We start from the raw sequence: 17820 nt of genomic DNA on the forward strand, positions 1-17820 counted from the left end.
CCTAAGGTAGCGAAATTCCTTGTCGGGTAAGTTCCGACCCGCACGAAAGGCGTAATGATTTGAGCGCTGTCTCAACAATGCACCCGGTGAAATTGAAGTACCAGTGAAGATGCTGGTTACCCGCGCCAGGACGGAAAGACCCCATGGAGCTTTACTCCAGCTTGATACTGGGATTCGGTAATGTATGCACAGGATAGGTGGGAGACTGAGAAGATAGTACTTCGGTATTATCAGAGTCGCTGTTGGGATACCACCCTTATGTTATTGGATTTCTAACCTTAGGCCGTAAGCCGGTCAAGGGACAATGTCAGGTGGGGAGTTTGACTGGGGCGGTCGCCTCCGAAAGTGTATCGGAGGCGCTCAAAGGTTCCCTCAGGATGGTTGGAAACCATCCAAAGAGTGTAAAGGCATAAGGGAGCTTGACTGCGAGGGCGACGGTCCGAGCAGAGTAGAAATACGGACTTAGTGATCCGGTGGTATGAAAGTGGGATTGCCATCGCTCAACGGATAAAAGCTACCCTGGGGATAACAGGCTGATCTCCCCCAAGAGTTCACATCGACGGGGAGGTTTGGCACCTCGATGTCGGCTCATCGCATCCTGGGGCTGAAGTCGGTCCCAAGGGTTGGGCTGTTCGCCCATTAAAGCGGTACGCGAGCTGGGTTCAGAACGTCGTGAGACAGTTCGGTCCCTATCCGGCGCGGGCGTAGGATATTTGAGAGGATCTGTCCTTAGTACGAGAGGACCGGGATGGACTGACCTCTGCTGTACCTGTTGGGAATCAATCCCATAGCAGGGTAGGCAAGTTGGGAATGGATAAACGCTGAAGGCATCTAAGCGTGAAGCCAACCTCAAGATGAGATATCCCATCGTTAAGAGTAAGACCCCTTGAAGAGAACGAGGTAGATAGGACTGAGGTGTAAGTGTAGCAATACATTCAGCTGACAGTTACTAATAGGTCGAGGGCTTATCCAATGCGTCTGGTTTTTGTCTAAAGTCTAGTCTGGAATAATCAAGAGATATGTGGTTTACAGGTATGCCGATATAGCTCAGTTGGTAGAGCAACTGATTTGTAATCAGTAGGTCTTCGGTTCGAGTCCGAATATCGGCTTAAGCCTAAGCGTAGCTTAGGCTTTTTCTATCTTATAAGATACATACACAGTTTGTATTTCATTTAGCAGGTATGTATTTTTTCTGTTTATAGATTTCTTAACAACTTGCTAAAAAGGATAGATTTTCATATAATCATTTACGGAACCGTAGCTCAGTTGGTTAGAGCACTCGGCTCATAACCGATCGGTCCAGGGTTCGAGTCCCTGCGGTTCCATGAAGAACAATGTGATGCATTGTTCTTTTTTTATTTATCCGGTTAATCTTATTAACTCGGTTTATTTTGTAGCGCACATTGTGATTATTTTTATAGTCCTTAAATAGATAAAGAATACAATTCTAAAAACTATGAAGAGAATACATTAGCAAAAAAATGAAGTAATTGAATTATTAGCACTTATACTTGATGAGTGCTAATAATTGTGTTATACTTTTCCTGTTTGGTGCTCCATAGGAGCTATAGGAGCTATAGGAGCTATAGGAGAGATAGGGTTTAAGCTATCAAATTTTATATAGTAGAAAAGAGGTATTTTATGGAAAAAAAAGGATCTTTATCAATTCATAGTGAGAATATTTTCCCCATTATTAAGAAATGGATGTACAGCGATCAGGACATTTTTGTACGTGAGCAGATTTCCAATGCTACCGATGCGGTAACCAAACTGGAAAAGCTTGCCTTAATTTCTGAATGGGAGAAGCCGGCAGACTATAAAGGCCGGGTAAGCGTTATTGTGAATCCGGATGCAAAAACCATTTGCTTTAAAGATAACGGTATCGGTATGACGGAGGAAGAAGTAGAAAAGTATATTACGCAGATAGCCTTTTCCGGTGCAGCGGATTTTATTGAAAAATATAAAGATAAAGCCAACAGTGATCAGATTATCGGCCATTTCGGTCTTGGATTTTACTCTGCTTTCATGGTTGCCGATCGGGTAGAAATTGAAACCCTTTCTTATAAAAAGGACGCAAAGCCGGTGCATTGGTCCTGTGATGACGGAACGGATTACAGCATGACGGAAGGCAGTAAGTCTTCTCACGGTACGGAGATTACCCTTCATTTGAACAATGACTGCTTAAAGTATGCCAATGAATGGGAAATGCGTTCCATTATTGAAAAGTATTGTTCTTTTATGCCGGTTGAAATTTATCTGGAGAAGCTTCCTAAGGACAGTCAGGAAATTTTGGCCTCTGAAAAGCTTCCCGGAGATGTTGTTTTGGAAGAGATTCCGGAGAAGGTAGAAAAGGACGAGAAGGGCGAGGAGAAAAAAACGGAGGCAAGGCTGAAGATTGAAAAGCGCCCCGTACTCCTGAATGAAATCCATCCGCTTTGGGGAGAGTCTCCTTCGTCTGTGACAAAAGAGCAGTATCTGGACTTTTATCGTAAGACTTTCCATGACTATAAGGAGCCTTTGTTCTGGATTCATTTGAATATGGATTATCCTTATCATTTGAAGGGAATTCTGTATTTTCCGAAGATTAATTCGGAGTATGAATCCATAGAGGGAACTATCAAGCTTTATAACAATCAGGTCTTTATTGCGGATAACATTAAAGAGGTCATTCCCGAATATCTGCTTCTTTTAAAGGGTGTGATTGACTGTCCGGATCTTCCTTTGAATGTTTCTCGTTCTCAGCTGCAGAATGACGGTTTTGTCAAGAAGATTTCCGATTACATTACCAAAAAGGTGGCAGAGAAGCTTTCCGGTTTATGTAAGACGGATCGTGAGAATTATGAGAAGTATTGGGACGACATTTCTCCCTTTATCAAGTACGGTATTCTTAGAGATGAGAAGTTTGCGGAGAAAATGAAGGACTATATCCTGTTTAAGGATTTAGAGGATAAGTATCTCACTTTACCGGAGCTTAAGGAGAAGAAGGACGGTTCAGAGATTGTTTCCGAAAATACCGGAGATAAGAGTTCTGAAGAGAGTCAGCAGAAGGAGAAGCAGGCTTCCGATGAAAATACAAATGAAAGCGGTACCGCGGAGCAGTCCGGCGATGGGGAAAAGCAGGAGGAAAAGGTCCAAAGAGTTTACTATGTTTCCGATGCCTTAGCCCAGAGCCAGTATATTCGCATCTTTAAAGAGCATAAGAAGGAAGCGGTTTACCTCACGGAAAGAATCGATTCTGCCTTTATTACTGAATTAGAAGCGAAAAATGAAGGGCTTCGTTTCCAAAGAATCGATGCGGACTTCCAGGAGGCTATGCAGGAGAAGCTTTCCGAGGAGGAACAGAAAAATCTTCAAAGCCTTTCAGAAAAATTGGAAAAGAGTTTCCAAAAGAATCTTGCAAAGGATAAGCTGAAGATTAAACTGGAAAGGCTGTTGTCAAATACACCGGCTGCGCTGCTATCCATTTCCGAGGAATCCAGAAGAATGAAGGAGATGATGAAAATGTATGCTATCTCCGGTATGCCCATGGGAGAACTTCCTTTGGAGGAGAGTTTGGTGTTAAATGAAAAGCATCCTTTAGTGGATTATCTTTTGAAGCATGAGGCTCTTTTGGAAACAGAGGAAGGAAAGCTTCTTGAAGAGCAGATTTATGACCTTGCCCGTATTCAAAATGCCAGCCTGAACGGAGAAGAGATGAAGCAATTCGTAGATCGCTCCGAAAAGCTTCTTTTACAGTTTGTAGAGGAGAAAAAGGCGTAAAAGAAGTATATCTTTGCCCACGCATTGTAAATTTGTAAAAAATGATAGAAACTCGCGGAAAATACTTATTTTTCCGCGAGTTTTTGCTAATAGTCAAAATAAGAAGATTTATGTTATAAATATAACGATGCAGGAGTAGAGTTTTTTAGGAGTAGAGGAGTAGCATGAAGAACGAGAAATTTTTATCTTACTTGGTGATTCTCGCCGGTATTCTCTGTGCTGTGATTTTAGGGATTCGTTCTTGGAATACAGAACAGGCGAGAAAGGTGGACGCTCCGGATACGGCAAAGACACAGAAGGTTACTGTAGCCGGTTTCGGAGGAGACATGATATTGGAGGTTACCGCAGATGCGGATAAACTCTATGGGGTAAATGTCTTAAGCAATTCTGAAACCCAGGGTATCGGAAGTAAAGCAGTGGAAGCTCTTCCGGCTTTGATGGTGGAACAGCAAAGCTTTAACGTGGACGGTATTGCCGGGGCAACCGTATCCAGCACGGCTCTCCGTACCGGTGTAGAGCAGGCGATTAAGGAAATGGGCTTCTCTACAGATAAGTTTAGCACTCCCAGTGGCGGAAGCAGTAATGCAGAACCTGCGAAAGACCAGAATCTTGAGGCGGACGTGGTAGTCATCGGTGCCGGCGGAGCAGGAATGATTTCCGCTATTACCGCAGCGGATTTGGGAAAATCCGTTGTGATTTTGGAAAGCCAGGCCATGGTGGGAGGAAACTCTATCCGTGCAACAGGAGGTATGAATGCGGCTGCGACCAAGTGGCAGAACGAGAATAGCTTTGAAGAAGGAGCGGGCGTAGAGAAAACCCTGGCGACAGCTGCGGAAAAGTACAGTGACAATGAAACCATTACCGCCTTAGCAGCAAAGGTAAAGGAACAATATGCCGCTTATCAGGCAAATCCGGAAGGATATTTTGATTCCGTAGAGCTGATGGAACTGGATACCATGGTAGGAGGAAAGGGCAAGAACAATCCTACTTTAGTCAAGGTATTGGCTGAACAATCCGGTCCGGCTATTGATTATCTGGAAAAATTAGGAATGACCATTCACAATGTAGGTTCCTTCGGAGGAGCTTCCGTAAAGAGAATTCATCGTCCTGTGGATGAGAACGGTAAGGTTATTGCGGTAGGTTCTTACATGATTCCTATTTTAGAGGAGAATCTGAAAAAACGGGATAAGATTACCCTACTGACTTCCGTAACCGCGGAAGAAATTACCAAGTCCGAGGATGGAAAAATCTCCGGCGTAAAGGCCAAGGGCAGCTCCGGCAATTCCGTAGAGGTTAAGGCTCCTGTGGTTATTGTGGCTACCGGCGGTTTTGCAGCCAATAAGGAGATGGTGGAAAAGTACCAGCCAAGCTTAAAGGGCTACATGTCCACCAATGCAGCCGGTGCCCTGGGACAGGGAATTACCATGGCGGAAGCCTTGGGAGCGGACACTGTAGATATGGATCAGATTCAGATTCACCCCACAGTGACCACAAATGATGCACATCTTATCACTGAGGGCTTACGAGGAGACGGTGCTATTTTAGTGAACCAGGAAGGTCTTCGTTTTACCGATGAAGTGGGAACCAGAGATGCGGTATCCAAGGCGGAGATTGAGCAGACCAATTCTCAGGTATACCTTGTGCTTGATAACAAGATGGTAGAGAAATCCGCAGTCATTCAGGGCTATATTAAATCCGGTTATACCGTAACAGGAGAAGATGCCAAGAGTCTGGCTAAGGCAATGGGTGTTCCCGAGGATGTCTTTGAAAAGACATTGACGGAATGGAATGAAAGTGTAGCAAAGAAAGAGGATACCGCATTTGGAAGAACCAGCTTTGCGGAACCCTTGGATACAGCACCTTTCTATGCCATTAAGGTAACTCCCGGCGTACATCACACCATGGGAGGACTTCGCATTAATGAAGTCACCGAGGTTTTGGATAAGAACGGCAATGCAATTCCGGGACTTTTTGCGGCAGGAGAAGTTACCGGAGGCGTACACGGGGCTAACCGTTTAGGAGGAAATGCCGTTGCAGACTTTACCGTCTTTGGAAAAATTGCAGGAGAATCTGCAGCAAAATTTCAGGGTTAATAGAAAATTTCCCTAAATCATCGAGACTTTTCGAAAAAGACATCGAAGCGGGAGTAGGAAAAAGAGGCTAAAGAACTTATTCTTTGGCCTTTTTTTGTCGTCATATTGTGTAGGAAATCATGGGGACTGTAAAAAGAAAGTAAGGAAAGCGGACTTGCGAAATCGATAAAAATGAGATAGAATAAGGCAAGTTTTGAGAGGGACGTGTTTTTATGAATAATGAAATGAACCATACCCAGATTATTAAACCGGTGCAGAATAGTTTGGCGGCATCAGAGGTATTAAAGGAAGTTTATACAGCGTTGACAGAGAAGGGATATAACCCTATTAACCAGATAGTGGGCTACATTATGTCCGGAGATCCGACCTATATTACCAGCTATAAGGGGGCCAGAAGCCTGATTAATAAGGTAGAGCGGGATGAACTCCTGGAAGAGTTGATGCGGAATTATGTAGAGAGTAAATTAAAAAAGTCATAAGCTTTTTTGGTCTGTCTGGAGTTCCGGAGAGACCTTTTCTTCAGTTTTAGTAGGAGTAGTATGCGGATTTTGGCATTAGATTACGGATCCAAAACAGTGGGGCTCGCCATCACTGATCCTTTGGGTCTCATTGTTCAGCCTCTTAAAACCATTTGGCGGGAAAGAGAAGGAAAATTACGAAAGACCGTAGAAGAAATTCTGGAGACCTGTAAGGAGTATCAGGTAGAAGAATTGGTTCTGGGTTATCCCTGCCACATGGATGGCAGTGAGGGAGAAAGGGTAGAAAGGGTTCTGGCCTTTCAGGAAATGCTGCAGAAAAAAATAGAGCTTCCCATACATTTGTATGATGAAAGGCTCAGCACCATGGAAGCGGAAGAAATTTTGCGGGAAAACGGAGTTCCCAAGGATAGACAAAAGGAAGTTTTAGACCAGGTAGCTGCTCAGGTAATTTTAGAGGATTACCTTCGAAACAGAGAGGAAGGGTAAAATGGAAGGCGGAAGAATTCGTTTACGTTCAGAAGAAGATGATTTAGAGTTGGAGATTTTGGAGGAAACTGTGGTACAGGGAGTGACCTATATTTTGGTTACCGATGCTAAAGAAGGGGAAGACGGCGTTTGCTATGTGATGAAGGACACATCCGCACCTGAGGACGAAGAAGCGGACTTCAGCTTTGCGGAGGGAGAAGAGGCGGAACGCATTATGGATATTTTCGCAGAGTTACTTTCCGGAGAAGATATTACCATAGAGAGATAGAGTCGGACTTGGAAAAGTTCTCATTAAGCTAAGAAAAGCCCGAGAGAGTAGGGGCAAGAAAATATTAAAACACGAATTTAAAGAAACAAACATAAATACAAATGAATATAGACTAAGAAAGGAATAGAATGAAAGAAGGAAATAACGGAAACAGCAACAACAGTGAAAAGAAGAAGGTAGAAGGGGCTCATCGCATCGTAAACGTTCATAAGAGTCAGATTGGAAAATCCAAAAGTACCGATGGAAAGAGAAATTACAGAACAGCCAATGCCAGAGCAACGGCAAAGCAGGAAAGCAGGATGATGAACGTGCCAACCCCAAGAAAAAATCCCTTAAGACCCAGAGGCAGGGAGGAGGATAAACCGGTTTACAGTCCGGAGCATTTCCCATTGCTTACCGGAACCATGGAGGTATCGGAAAGTAAGGCAAAGGGAAGAAAGCCCAAGCACAGTTTTCAGGGCTCTGTGAAAGTAATTCCCTTGGGGGGACTGGATCAAATCGGTATGAACATCACTGCCATTGAGACAGAGGATACCATGATTATTGTGGACTGCGGATTGGCCTTCCCTACAGATGATATGTTGGGAATTGATTTGGTTATTCCGGATATCAGCTACATCAAGTCCAAGATTCATAAGATGAAGGGATTTGTGATTACCCATGGCCATGAGGACCATATCGGAGCATTACCCTATGTATTACAGCAGATTAATGTGCCGATTTATGCCACAAAGCTCACTCTGGCTTTGATTCAGAGAAAGCTTGTGGAAAACGGCTTGGATAAGCTGGTGAAGATGAAGACCATGAAGTTCGGTCAAACCGTGAACTTCGGAGATTTAAAGGTGGAATTCGTAAAGACCAACCACTCTATTCAGGATGCGGCTGCCTTGGCGATTACCACTCCTGCCGGTGTGATTATCCATACCGGAGACTTTAAAGTGGATTACACACCTGTTTTTGGGGATCAGATAGATTTACAGCGCTTTGCAGAACTGGGAAAGAACGGCGTTCTGGCTATGCTTTCCGATTCCACCAACTCTCAAAAGCCCGGATTCACCATGTCTGAAAAGACAGTGGGAAGAACCTTTGATTTGATTTTTGCAGAGCATCAGAATAGCAGAATTATTGTGGCAACCTTTGCCTCCAATGTGGATCGTGTGCAGCAGATTATCGACACTGCCGCAAAGTATAAGAGAAAGGTTGTAGTGGAGGGACGTTCCATGGTGAATGTTATCTCCGTAGCTTCAGAGCTGGAATATATCCATATCCCGGAAGGTACCCTCATTGACATTGAAAACTTAAAGGATTATCCGGATGAGCAGACGGTTCTGATTACCACCGGTTCTCAGGGAGAGTCTATGGCGGCTCTTTCCCGTATGGCCAGCGGTATGCATAGGAAGGTCAGCATTGGCCCCAATGATGTGGTGGTTATGTCTTCTCATCCAATCCCCGGGAATGAGCGGGCGGTAGACCGGGTTGTTAATGAGCTGTGTAAGCTCCATGCCAAGGTGATTATGCAGGATACCCACGTTTCCGGTCATGCTTGCGCAGAGGATTTGAAGCTTTTGTACTCCCTTGTAAAGCCCAAGTATGCTGTGCCCTTCCACGGAGAGTTCCATCATAGAAGATCTGCCGCAATGCTGGCGGAATCTGTCGGTGTGGATAAGGATAAGTGCCTGATGCTGGACAACGGTGATGTACTGGAGTTTACGGCAAACGGAGAAGAGATCAGTTACAGCATTAAGGAAAAGGTGCAGGCCGGCGGCGTTTATGTGGACGGATTGGGCATCGGAGATGTAGGAAATATCGTGCTGAGAGATCGTCAGAATCTGGCACAGAACGGAATCATTGTAGTGGTTCTTACTCTGGAAAAATATTCCGGACATCTGATGGCCGGACCGGACTTGATTTCACGAGGCTTTGTCTACGTGCGGGAGTCTGAGGATTTAATGGAAGAAGCCAGAGTGGCGGTGCAGGATGTGGTGGATGACTGCCTTTGCACCCATGTCAGCGACTGGGGCAAGATTAAGACACAGATTAAGGACGGATTGTCCGACTTCCTTTGGAAGAAGATTAAGAGAAATCCTGTGATTTTACCGGTAATTATGGAGGTATAAACGGAAAATGGAGAAAAGAAGCTTCTTAAGGGCATTTACCCAAATCTTGATGAGTGTATCTGTACGCTTTCTTTTTCTCGTATTTCTTTTATTTTTGATTTTGCAGGGGGTACAAGTTGCCTATCGTTATGGCCATGGTCTTATGTATGACCATGCCATGGAAGCCTCACCGGGAAGGGAAATCACCCTGGATATTCAGGAGGGGGAGTCCTGGAAGGAAGTGGGAGAAAACGCCAAGTCTTTGGGTTTGATTCAAAATGCCCAGGCCTTTGTCCTGAAAGCCAAGCTATACCACAGTAAGTTGCTTCCGGGAAAATATACTCTGAGTACAGCCATGACCCAGGTGGAAATGCTGGACAGTATTACAGAGGAGGGAAAGAAGAATCAGGAATTAAGTGATAAAAACTTAGTTACTGAGACGGAAGACCAGAGCACCGAAGAAAGCCGAGAGGATCAGGAAATCGGTGGCGGAAATGAAAATGAATAGGAAGTACTTTGGATAAAAAAGACAGAATCAGCCAATTTATACAATCCTTCCTCCCGGAAAGAACCACTTTCCTGGAGGAGATTCGCAAGGAAGCGCTATCGGAGGCCGTCCCCATTTTACGGGAGGAAACCGCAGCGCTTCTTCGTGTTTGTTTGAAAACGAAAAACAAGCCTAAAATTTTGGAACTGGGAACTGCTGTAGGCTATTCCGCTCTGGTTATGATGGATGCTTTAGAGGGAGAAGGGGAGATTGTAACGGTGGAGAATTTTCCGCCTAGAATCGAAAAGGCGAAAAAGAACTTTGCGGCAAGTCCCTATCAGAATAAAATCACCCTGCTGGAAGGAGACGGCAGCGGGATTTTGGAGGAGCTTCTGGAAAAGAAAGAGCAGTTTTCCTTTGTGTTTTTGGATGCAGCCAAGGCTCAATATCCTCTTTGGCTTCCTTCCATTTTGAAACTCTTGTCTCCCGGTGGTATACTCTTTTGTGACAATATTCTCCAGGGAGAATTATTGTTGGAGAGTCGCTTTTATTTGGATAGAAGACAGAGAACGATTCACAAGCGGATGCGGGAGTTCCTGAGGCTTCTGCAAAGGGAGGAAAGTCTGGAGACCTCCATTTTACCTATTGGAGACGGAGTAAGTCTGTCTATCAAGAAAGCATAGAGCTCATCAGTAGAAAGTATTCATCAGTACAAAAAATTCATAAATACAATGAGTTCATCAGTACATAGAGTAGAAAGTAGGATTATGAAGAGAAAAGTGGAGTTATTAATTCCGGCAGGATCTATGGAGGGCTTGAAAACCGCCATTCATTACGGGGCGGATGCCATCTATATGGGAGGAGAGGCATTTTCCCTCCGGGCAAATGCCAAGAACTTCAGTTTGGAAAAGATGAAGGAAGCGGTGGACTATGCCCATGAAAGAGGGGTAAAGGTCTATGTCACCGCCAATATTTTGGCCCATAATGCGGATTTACTGCCTATGCGGGAGTATTTTTCCGAATTGAAGGAAGTAGGGATGGACGCGGTATTGATTGCGGATCCGGGAGCCTTCCTTCTGGCGAAGGAAATGATGCCGGGAGTGGAGATTCATATTTCCACCCAGGCCAATAATACCAATTATGAAACCTTCCGTTTCTGGCATCAGCTGGGCGTAAAGAGAGTGGTTTGTGCGAGAGAGCTAAGCTTGGCAGAGATTAAGGAAATCAGAGACCATATCCCGGAGGATATGGAAATCGAGGCCTTTGTGCATGGGGCAATGTGTATGTCCTATTCCGGTCGTTGCCTGCTTTCCAGCTTTTTCACCGGAAGGGATGCTAACCAGGGAGCCTGTACCCATCCCTGTCGCTGGAAGTATTCTTTGATGGAAGAAAAGCGTCCCGGAGAGTATTATCCGGTGTTTGAAAATGATAGGGGAACCTACATTTTCAATTCCAAAGATCTGAATATGATTAGTCATATTCCCGACCTGATTGAGGCGGGAGTGGATTCTTTAAAGATTGAAGGGCGAATGAAGACGGAGCTATATGTGGCTACCGTGGCTAGAACCTATAAGGTGGCTATTCAGGATTATCTGGAGGATCCGAAGAAGTATGAGGATAAGCTTCCGATTTATGAGGAAGAAATCCGGAAATGTACCTTTAGAGACTATAGTACCGGCTTCTACTATGGCAGACCGGATGAAGAGGATCAGATTTATGGCAATAACAGCTATAGTGCAGGAGCTATTTATCTGGGAACAGTGGAGAAGGTGGAGGGAGAGTTTGCCTTCCTGCAGCAGAAAAATAAGTTTTCTGTAGGGGAAAGCATTTCCATTATGAAGCCTAACGGGGATAACTTGGATACGGAGGTTCTTTCCATGGAGGATGCGGATACCGGAGAAGCATTGGAATCCTGCCCCCATTCCAAGCAGAACTTGAAGATTCGTTTTTCCATACTTCCGGAAGCCCAGGATGTATTAAGAAGAATCGAAGACAAATAGAAAAAAATCTATTAGAGGAAAAACTCCATTAAAGAGAATAGTCTATTAAAGAGAACAGTCTATTAAGGAGAAAAGTCTTCTAAAGGAGAAAGAATTTTCAGGAGAAAACCGGGAAAGGAGAAGATATGGGAATTGTATTTTTAATATTAGCATTAGGATGTTTTCTTTACTTTGGCTTTTTATGGACCACCGCTTCCTATCTTTCCTTTCTTTGGATTTGGCTTCTTTTGGGAGCTATTCATCTCCTGATGGCCTTTGTCTATAAGGCACCGGAGCGTTTACGAAAAAATCCCTTGTTTTTTCGCTTTAGAATTTTTTGCTTAAGCAGTTACTGCATTTTTTTCCTGCTTTTCAGTTATCTTATCGGTTATTTAAGCCAATATCACTACGGGCAGTGGAAGGATCCCCTTTCTTATATTTTGGTGGTGGGTTCCGAATTGGAAAACAATAAGATTACGCCACTCCTTCAAAATCGCCTGGAAAGAGCGGATTTATGCTATCAGGAGAATCCTTCGGCAACCATTGTGCTTTCCGGCGGTAAGGGAAGGAACAGTGCCAGTGCGGAAGCCAGCGTGATGTACCAAAGTATGCTGAAGATGGAGATTCCCGCCGATGCTATGCTGATGGAGTTTTACTCGAAAACTACGGAGCAAAAGCTTTCCTACGGAATAGAAAGCATTTTCCAAGGGGAGCAGAATCAGGAAGGCTCCGAGATACAAGAGGATCTTCGTCAAAAGCATCGGGAAGCAGTCCGGAAAAGACTGGCGGCCCAGGAAAATCAAGTTGTGGACTATGAAGAGGACTTGGATTCGGATGAGATTTTTGATTCGGCGGAAGAGAATCATACAGAGACATCCGAAGAGCCGGAGAGTAAGGACAATTCAAGTGATAAAGAAATCAGAATCGGCATTGTGGGTTCTCAGTATCTGATTTACAGAGCCTGTCATTTTGCGGAGCAAGCCTTACAAAAGCAGAGAGAGGAAGGGAAAGTGGGAGCCTCACAGAAAGTCAGTATTGTAGGATTTCCCTCGGTTGAGGACCCAGTGCTAAGGCCGCATCTTTACTTTCGGGAGGCCCTGTTCCTCTTCGGAGAAAGGCTTTGCCATAAGCTGTAGAGAGGCTCTGCCATAAGCTGTAAACAGGCTTTTCCAAAAACTGTAGACAGGCTTTACTGTAAGCTATAGACAGATCAGGGAAAAATTCGGTAGTTTAGAAAGGAATAGATATTTTGATGAAGGCATATGAGTTTATAGAAGAAAAAGAGATTAAAGAGCTGGAAACCATGGCACGAGTCTATGAGCATAAGAAGACCGGCGCCAAGGTTTTATGCTTGGAGAATAAGGATGATAACAAGGTCTTTAGTATTGCCTTTCGAACCCCTGCGGAGGATTCCACCGGAGTGGCTCATATTACAGAGCATTCCGTGCTTTGCGGTTCCAAGAAGTTCCCCTTAAAGGATCCCTTTGTGGAGCTGGTGAAGGGCTCCTTAAAGACCTTTTTAAATGCCATGACCTATCCGGACAAAACTGTTTATCCGGTGGCCTCCCAGAATGACAAGGACTTCCAAAATCTGATGGATGTATATTTGGATGCGGTTTTTCATCCAAACTGTTTGGAAAACTACCGGACCTTTTTGCAGGAGGGCTGGCACTATACCTTGGACAAAGAGGGAAAGCTGTGTTATAGCGGCGTAGTTTATAACGAGATGCGGGGAGCATTTTCCGACCCGGAGTCCGTGCTGGAACGCTATACCTTCCATTCTCTTTTCCCGAATACCACCTACGGTAATGAGTCTGGAGGAGATCCGGAGGACATTCCGAAATTAACTTATGATGCCTTTAAGGCCTTCCATCAGCGTTTTTATCATCCTTCCAATTCCTTCATTATCCTTTATGGAGATATGAATATGGAGGAGAAATTAAATTGGATGGATGAGGCATATCTTCAGGACTTTGAACGAATTTCTCCCAAGTCTGAAATTTTGCGGCAGCAGCCTTTTGGGAAAATGGTAAAAGAAAGCCAGTATTATCCTATTTCCGAGAAGGATAGCAGCGAAAATAAAGCTTATCTTTCCTACAACTTTGTTTTGGATGCAGGACAGGATGCGAAGAAGTCTATGGCATTTTCTTATCTGGATCATGCCCTGCTTTCCGGCCCCGGAGCGGTTTTAAAGCAAAAGCTTCTGGAAGCAGGCTTGGGAGAGGATGTTTTCGGAGGCTATTCCGACGGCATTTTACAACACTATTTTTCCGTTATCAGTAAGAATGTTTCCGAAGAGAGAGCAGGAGAGTTTCTACAGCTGATTCAGGATTGCTTTTTGGATGCCGCGGAAAATGGTTTAGACCATAAGACCATCTTGGCGGCCATTCACCATGATGCCTTCCAGTACAAGGAGGCGGATTACGGCAGTACCCCTAAGGGATTGGTTTACAGCTTAAGCGCTTTGGATTCCTGGCTCTACGGAGGAAAGCCCTGGCTTTATCTGGAAGCGGAGGCTCTTTATAAGGAGCTGATGGAAGAGGTGGAAAAGGGCTATTTTGAAAAGCTCTTAAAGGAAAATTTCCTGAACAATCCCCATTCTTCCCTCCTCCGTTTATTACCTAAGAGGGGGATGACAGAGCAGAAGGAAAAGAAGCTTTCAGAGGAGCTTCAGGCCAGATGGCAGGCATTTTCTCCGGAAGAAAAAGAACAGATCAAAAAAGTAAAAGAGGAGCTTACTTTATACCAGCAGACAGGAAATACAGAGGAAGCTTTAAAGACTCTGCCGGTACTCTCCAGAAAGGATATCAAGAGGGAAGCGGAGTCCTACCCCTATCAGGAGGAAAGTCTTAGTGGCAGAAAAATGATTTTGGTGCCCGGAGATTCTAAGGGGGTTCTGTACCTTCGCCTGCAATTCCACACTGACGGCCTTAGTGAGGAGGAACTGTCCTACCTTTCCTTCTTAAGAACCTGTCTTGCCTATATGGACACGGAAAATTACCGTTTTCAGGATTTTAATTCTGAAATTTATCTTCATACCGGGGGCTTTAGCGTGGATTTAACAGCCTATCCGGATTTTGTGGAGAAGGATCGGTACACCGGCGTCTTGGCTCTGGACTTCAAGCTTTTACAGGGAGAATTAAAAAATGCGGTAGAGTATCTGGAGGAGATGCTGTTTAGAACGGTTTATCAGGAGGAAAAGCGCCTTTCCGAGATTCTTCTGGAAGCAAAGTCCAGAGAAAGAATGCGTCTGGAGGGCTCCGGCCACAGCTATGCTGTGACTCGTGCCATGTCCGGCTTCTCCCCAAGCTCTCATTTTCAGGAGCAGATTAAGGGAATTGTCTATCTGCATTTCTTAGAACAGCTGGAAGAGGATTTTCGAAAGAATCCCAAGGCTTTAGGAGAAAAGCTTACAGCCCTATCCGGGAAAATTTTCAGTGGAGAAAGATTGCTCCTTGCAGCAGGGGGAGATATCGGCATTTTCGAGAAGGAAAAGAAAGAGCTTACAGATTTCTTGGGAAGACGTTTTCCGGAAAAGGAAGATTGGAGAGAAACAAAATTTGCAGGAGAAAAAGAGCGTAGGGAAGCCTTCAGTACCACTTCCCAGGTGAACTATGTAGCTTCCGCAGGCTCCTTCCAAGGGGAGGCTTACCCCTATACCGGAAGCCTGAAGGTCTTAAAGGTGATTTTGTCCTACGACTTCCTCTGGAAAAATATTCGAGAGCAGGGAAATGCCTATGGGGCTATGTGCGGTTTTGGCCGAAACGGAGAAAGCTTTATGGTTTCCTATAGGGATCCCCATGTGCAGAGAACCTTGGAACAATATCGTAAGGTGGCAGAGTATCTGGAAAACTTCAAGGCTACGGAATTGGAGTTAAACAAATATGTCATCGGAGCTATTTCTGAACTGGATATGCCAAAGTCCGCCTATACCAAGTTCCTTTTGGGCTTGAGCTGTTATCTTTCCAAGCTTACAAAGGAAGACTTGCAACGAGAAAGGGATGAGCTTTTGGATGTGGAGGAGAAGGATATCCGAAATCTTTCGGCTTATATCAAGAGAGCCTTCCAAGAAAAGTCTCTATGTGCTATAGGAAATAAGGGCGAGCTGGAAAAGGCAAAGGCTGCTTTTGAAAGTCTGGAAGAGATTTAATAGAAGGGGATAAAAAACATAAGGCTTTTGTTCTGAAAGGGAAGGGAGTAAAGCGATGGGATCTGTAATTGATGATTTTTTTGCCAAGGAAAGAGGCGAAGAAGTAAAAATAGAGGAAGGACCGGTGAAATCCGGCTTTGTTTCCATTGTAGGGCTTCCCAATGCGGGAAAGTCCACTCTTCTCAATGCCTTAATTGGTCAGAAGGTGGCCATAACTTCGAAAAAGCCCCAAACCACCAGAAATCAAATTATGGCGGTGTATGATGAGGAGAGGGGACAAATCGTTTTCCATGATACGCCCGGAATCCACAAGGCGAAAAATCAGCTATCCGTTTACATGGAATCCGTAGCGGAAAAGGCTTTGGGAAACGGAGACCTGGTTCTTTATATCGTGGATGCCACCGAACAAAAGGGAGAAAAGGAAGAGCAGATACTTTCTCTTCTAAAGCATAGCAAGCGAAAGATTATTCTGGTTTTAAACAAGCTGGATCTTTTAGGGGGCGAAGATGCCTTCCTGAAGAAGAAGGAAGACTATGAAAAGGAGCTGGACTTTGCCGCAATCGTAGGAATTTCCGCCTATAAGAGTCAGGGCTTGGAGGAGTTAAAGGATATTCTTTTTGACTTGCTTCCCTATGGTCCCCGATACTACGATGAGGAAACCATTACGGATCAGCCGGTACGGGAAATTGCGGCGGAGTTGATTCGGGAGCAGGCCCTATATAAGCTGGATAAGGAAATTCCCCATGGCATTGCGGTACTGATGGACAGTATGCGGGAGAGAAAAAACGGAATCTGGGATGTGAAGGCCACCATTGTCTGTGAAAAGGACAGCCACAAGGGCATCATTATCGGAAAGGGCGGTGCCATGCTGAAAAATATCGGTACTGGTGCCAGAATTCAGATGGAATCCCTTTTGGAAGCCAAGGTGAATCTACAGCTCTTTGTGAAAGTGCGAAAGGATTGGAGAGAAAATCCGGCTTATCTACGGGAGTACGGTTATAGAGAGCAGAAGTAAAAGGCATTTTCGGGATAGAAAAATCCGAGAGATTGCGTTTTCAAGGATGCGCTTAGTTAAGAAAGGCAGTTTTAGGAAATTAGTTTTAGGAGAGTTGAAAGTATTTTTAGGAAAGTAGAAGGGGTCAGTGAAAGAGGAAATTGTTCTCCGGGGGGTGGTGCTGTCAGAGCACAGCTTACGGGAGTTTGATAAGCGATTACAGCTTCTTACCATGGAGAGGGGGAAAATGACGGTTTGGGCCAGTGGGGCAAAACGTCCCAACTCTCCTCTTTTGGCAGGGAGCCGTAGTTTTGTCTTCGGAAAATTTCATTTACGGGAAGGAAAGGCAGGGTATACCCTTCGTTCTGTAGAGGTGGATGCCTATTTTGAAGAGATTGCAAAGGATTTGGAAAAGGCCTGCTATGCCGCCTATTTTTTAGAGCTGGCGGAGCTGGTGGCACAGGAAAATCTGGAGGCGCCCCAAATGGTGGAGCTTCTTTATCTTTCCCTAAAGGCACTCTTACATAAGGGCTTGAAAAATGAATTGGTAAGAAGGATTTTTGAGCTTCGAATGCTGATGCTGGAGGGGGAATACACGGAGGAGCCGCCATTGTCCTCCGGAAAGTCGGTACAGGAGGCCTGGCATCATATTCTGTCCGTACCCTTGGGAAGACTCTATACCTTTACCTTGGAGGAGGGAACCCTTCTATCCTTTTCTCAAAATGTGGATTATCTTTGTAAAGAAAGCTTCCCCAAGCAATTTCAAAGCCTTCGAATCTTAAAAAGTCTAGGCGCTTGATTTTTATAGGACTGCAAAAAACAAAATAATCCGGGAAATATCGCAAAGACGGTCTGAAACTTGAGGAATTCATATTTCAAGTTTCAGGCTTGTTTTATATTTAAAAAAGCCATTTTATATTTAAAAAGCCTATTTTATATTTAAAAAAGCTATTATTTATAGGGTATTTAAATAAGTTTCCTCGGGGATGGGCTGTGGATATTCCAAAGACCTCAGGCTTGATGTATAAT

13 protein-coding genes, 2 tRNA genes and 1 rRNA gene are annotated in these 17820 nt (G+C 44.5%); all 16 read left to right on the forward strand.

Going from position 1 to position 17820, the window contains the following annotated elements; all coding sequences use genetic code 11:
- A 23S ribosomal RNA gene (locus ACO4PX_RS02440) occupies window positions 1-973 on the forward strand; the annotation flags it as partial.
- Window positions 974-1036: 63 nt separating this feature from the next.
- Window positions 1037-1109 (forward strand) — tRNA-Thr (locus tag ACO4PX_RS02445).
- Window positions 1110-1251: 142 nt separating this feature from the next.
- A tRNA-Ile gene (locus tag ACO4PX_RS02450) sits at window positions 1252-1325 on the forward strand.
- Between the two features lie 316 nt (window positions 1326-1641).
- Entirely contained in the window at window positions 1642-3759 is a 2118-nt protein-coding gene (gene htpG / locus ACO4PX_RS02455; RefSeq protein ID WP_485571242.1) for a molecular chaperone HtpG, read from the forward strand.
- A gap of 164 nt (window positions 3760-3923) precedes the next feature.
- Window positions 3924-5852 carry a flavocytochrome c gene (locus ACO4PX_RS02460; protein ID WP_485571244.1) on the forward strand — a complete coding sequence of 643 codons (1929 nt, stop codon included), beginning with the start codon at window positions 3924-3926 and terminating at the stop codon, window positions 5850-5852.
- A gap of 212 nt (window positions 5853-6064) precedes the next feature.
- The gene (locus ACO4PX_RS02465) at window positions 6065-6331 is read left to right on the forward strand and encodes an IreB family regulatory phosphoprotein (protein WP_007158034.1); all 267 of its coding nucleotides are present in this window, start codon (window positions 6065-6067) and stop codon (window positions 6329-6331) included.
- A gap of 60 nt (window positions 6332-6391) precedes the next feature.
- Window positions 6392-6817: a Holliday junction resolvase RuvX gene (ruvX, locus tag ACO4PX_RS02470; RefSeq protein WP_314670470.1), complete on the forward strand. Its 426-nt coding sequence runs from the start codon at window positions 6392-6394 to the stop codon at window positions 6815-6817.
- Between the two features lies 1 nt (window position 6818).
- On the forward strand, window positions 6819-7085 hold the full coding sequence (locus ACO4PX_RS02475) for a DUF1292 domain-containing protein (protein ID WP_007158032.1): 267 nt from the start codon (window positions 6819-6821) through the stop codon (window positions 7083-7085).
- A 128-nt stretch (window positions 7086-7213) separates the two neighbouring features.
- Complete coding sequence (locus ACO4PX_RS02480; protein WP_485571246.1) at window positions 7214-9202, forward strand: ribonuclease J; 1989 nt, start codon at window positions 7214-7216, stop codon at window positions 9200-9202.
- Between the two features lie 7 nt (window positions 9203-9209).
- The gene (locus tag ACO4PX_RS02485; RefSeq protein WP_304070710.1) at window positions 9210-9689 is read left to right on the forward strand and encodes a hypothetical protein; all 480 of its coding nucleotides are present in this window, start codon (window positions 9210-9212) and stop codon (window positions 9687-9689) included.
- 8 nt (window positions 9690-9697) lie between these two features.
- Window positions 9698-10351, forward strand: coding sequence for an O-methyltransferase (locus tag ACO4PX_RS02490; protein WP_455016918.1), 654 nt, complete (start codon window positions 9698-9700; stop codon window positions 10349-10351).
- Between the two features lie 84 nt (window positions 10352-10435).
- The gene (locus tag ACO4PX_RS02495) at window positions 10436-11668 is read left to right on the forward strand and encodes a peptidase U32 family protein (RefSeq protein ID WP_485571248.1); all 1233 of its coding nucleotides are present in this window, start codon (window positions 10436-10438) and stop codon (window positions 11666-11668) included.
- Window positions 11669-11793: 125 nt separating this feature from the next.
- Entirely contained in the window at window positions 11794-12783 is a 990-nt protein-coding gene (locus ACO4PX_RS02500; RefSeq protein WP_485571250.1) for a YdcF family protein, read from the forward strand.
- A gap of 116 nt (window positions 12784-12899) precedes the next feature.
- The gene (locus ACO4PX_RS02505; protein WP_485571254.1) at window positions 12900-15797 is read left to right on the forward strand and encodes an insulinase family protein; all 2898 of its coding nucleotides are present in this window, start codon (window positions 12900-12902) and stop codon (window positions 15795-15797) included.
- A gap of 55 nt (window positions 15798-15852) precedes the next feature.
- Window positions 15853-16812 (forward strand): GTPase Era, encoded by a 960-nt coding sequence (gene era / locus ACO4PX_RS02510; RefSeq protein ID WP_314343746.1) that lies wholly within the window; start codon window positions 15853-15855, stop codon window positions 16810-16812.
- Window positions 16813-16939: 127 nt separating this feature from the next.
- Window positions 16940-17590 (forward strand): DNA repair protein RecO, encoded by a 651-nt coding sequence (gene recO / locus ACO4PX_RS02515; RefSeq protein ID WP_485571252.1) that lies wholly within the window; start codon window positions 16940-16942, stop codon window positions 17588-17590.
- The last annotated feature ends 230 nt before the right edge of the window (window positions 17591-17820 follow it).

Source organism: Oribacterium sp. (assembly GCF_057249185.1).

Coding starts and splice junctions, on each gene's coding strand:
- htpG (WP_485571242.1), top strand. CDS start 1,642: ATGGAAAAAAAAGGATCTTTATCAATTCATAGTGAGAATATTTTCCCC.
- ACO4PX_RS02460 (WP_485571244.1), top strand. CDS start 3,924: ATGAAGAACGAGAAATTTTTATCTTACTTGGTGATTCTCGCCGGTATT.
- ACO4PX_RS02465 (WP_007158034.1), top strand. CDS start 6,065: ATGAATAATGAAATGAACCATACCCAGATTATTAAACCGGTGCAGAAT.
- ruvX (WP_314670470.1), top strand. CDS start 6,392: ATGCGGATTTTGGCATTAGATTACGGATCCAAAACAGTGGGGCTCGCC.
- ACO4PX_RS02475 (WP_007158032.1), top strand. CDS start 6,819: ATGGAAGGCGGAAGAATTCGTTTACGTTCAGAAGAAGATGATTTAGAG.
- ACO4PX_RS02480 (WP_485571246.1), top strand. CDS start 7,214: ATGAAAGAAGGAAATAACGGAAACAGCAACAACAGTGAAAAGAAGAAG.
- ACO4PX_RS02485 (WP_304070710.1), top strand. CDS start 9,210: ATGGAGAAAAGAAGCTTCTTAAGGGCATTTACCCAAATCTTGATGAGT.
- ACO4PX_RS02495 (WP_485571248.1), top strand. CDS start 10,436: ATGAAGAGAAAAGTGGAGTTATTAATTCCGGCAGGATCTATGGAGGGC.
- ACO4PX_RS02500 (WP_485571250.1), top strand. CDS start 11,794: ATGGGAATTGTATTTTTAATATTAGCATTAGGATGTTTTCTTTACTTT.
- ACO4PX_RS02505 (WP_485571254.1), top strand. CDS start 12,900: ATGAAGGCATATGAGTTTATAGAAGAAAAAGAGATTAAAGAGCTGGAA.
- era (WP_314343746.1), top strand. CDS start 15,853: ATGGGATCTGTAATTGATGATTTTTTTGCCAAGGAAAGAGGCGAAGAA.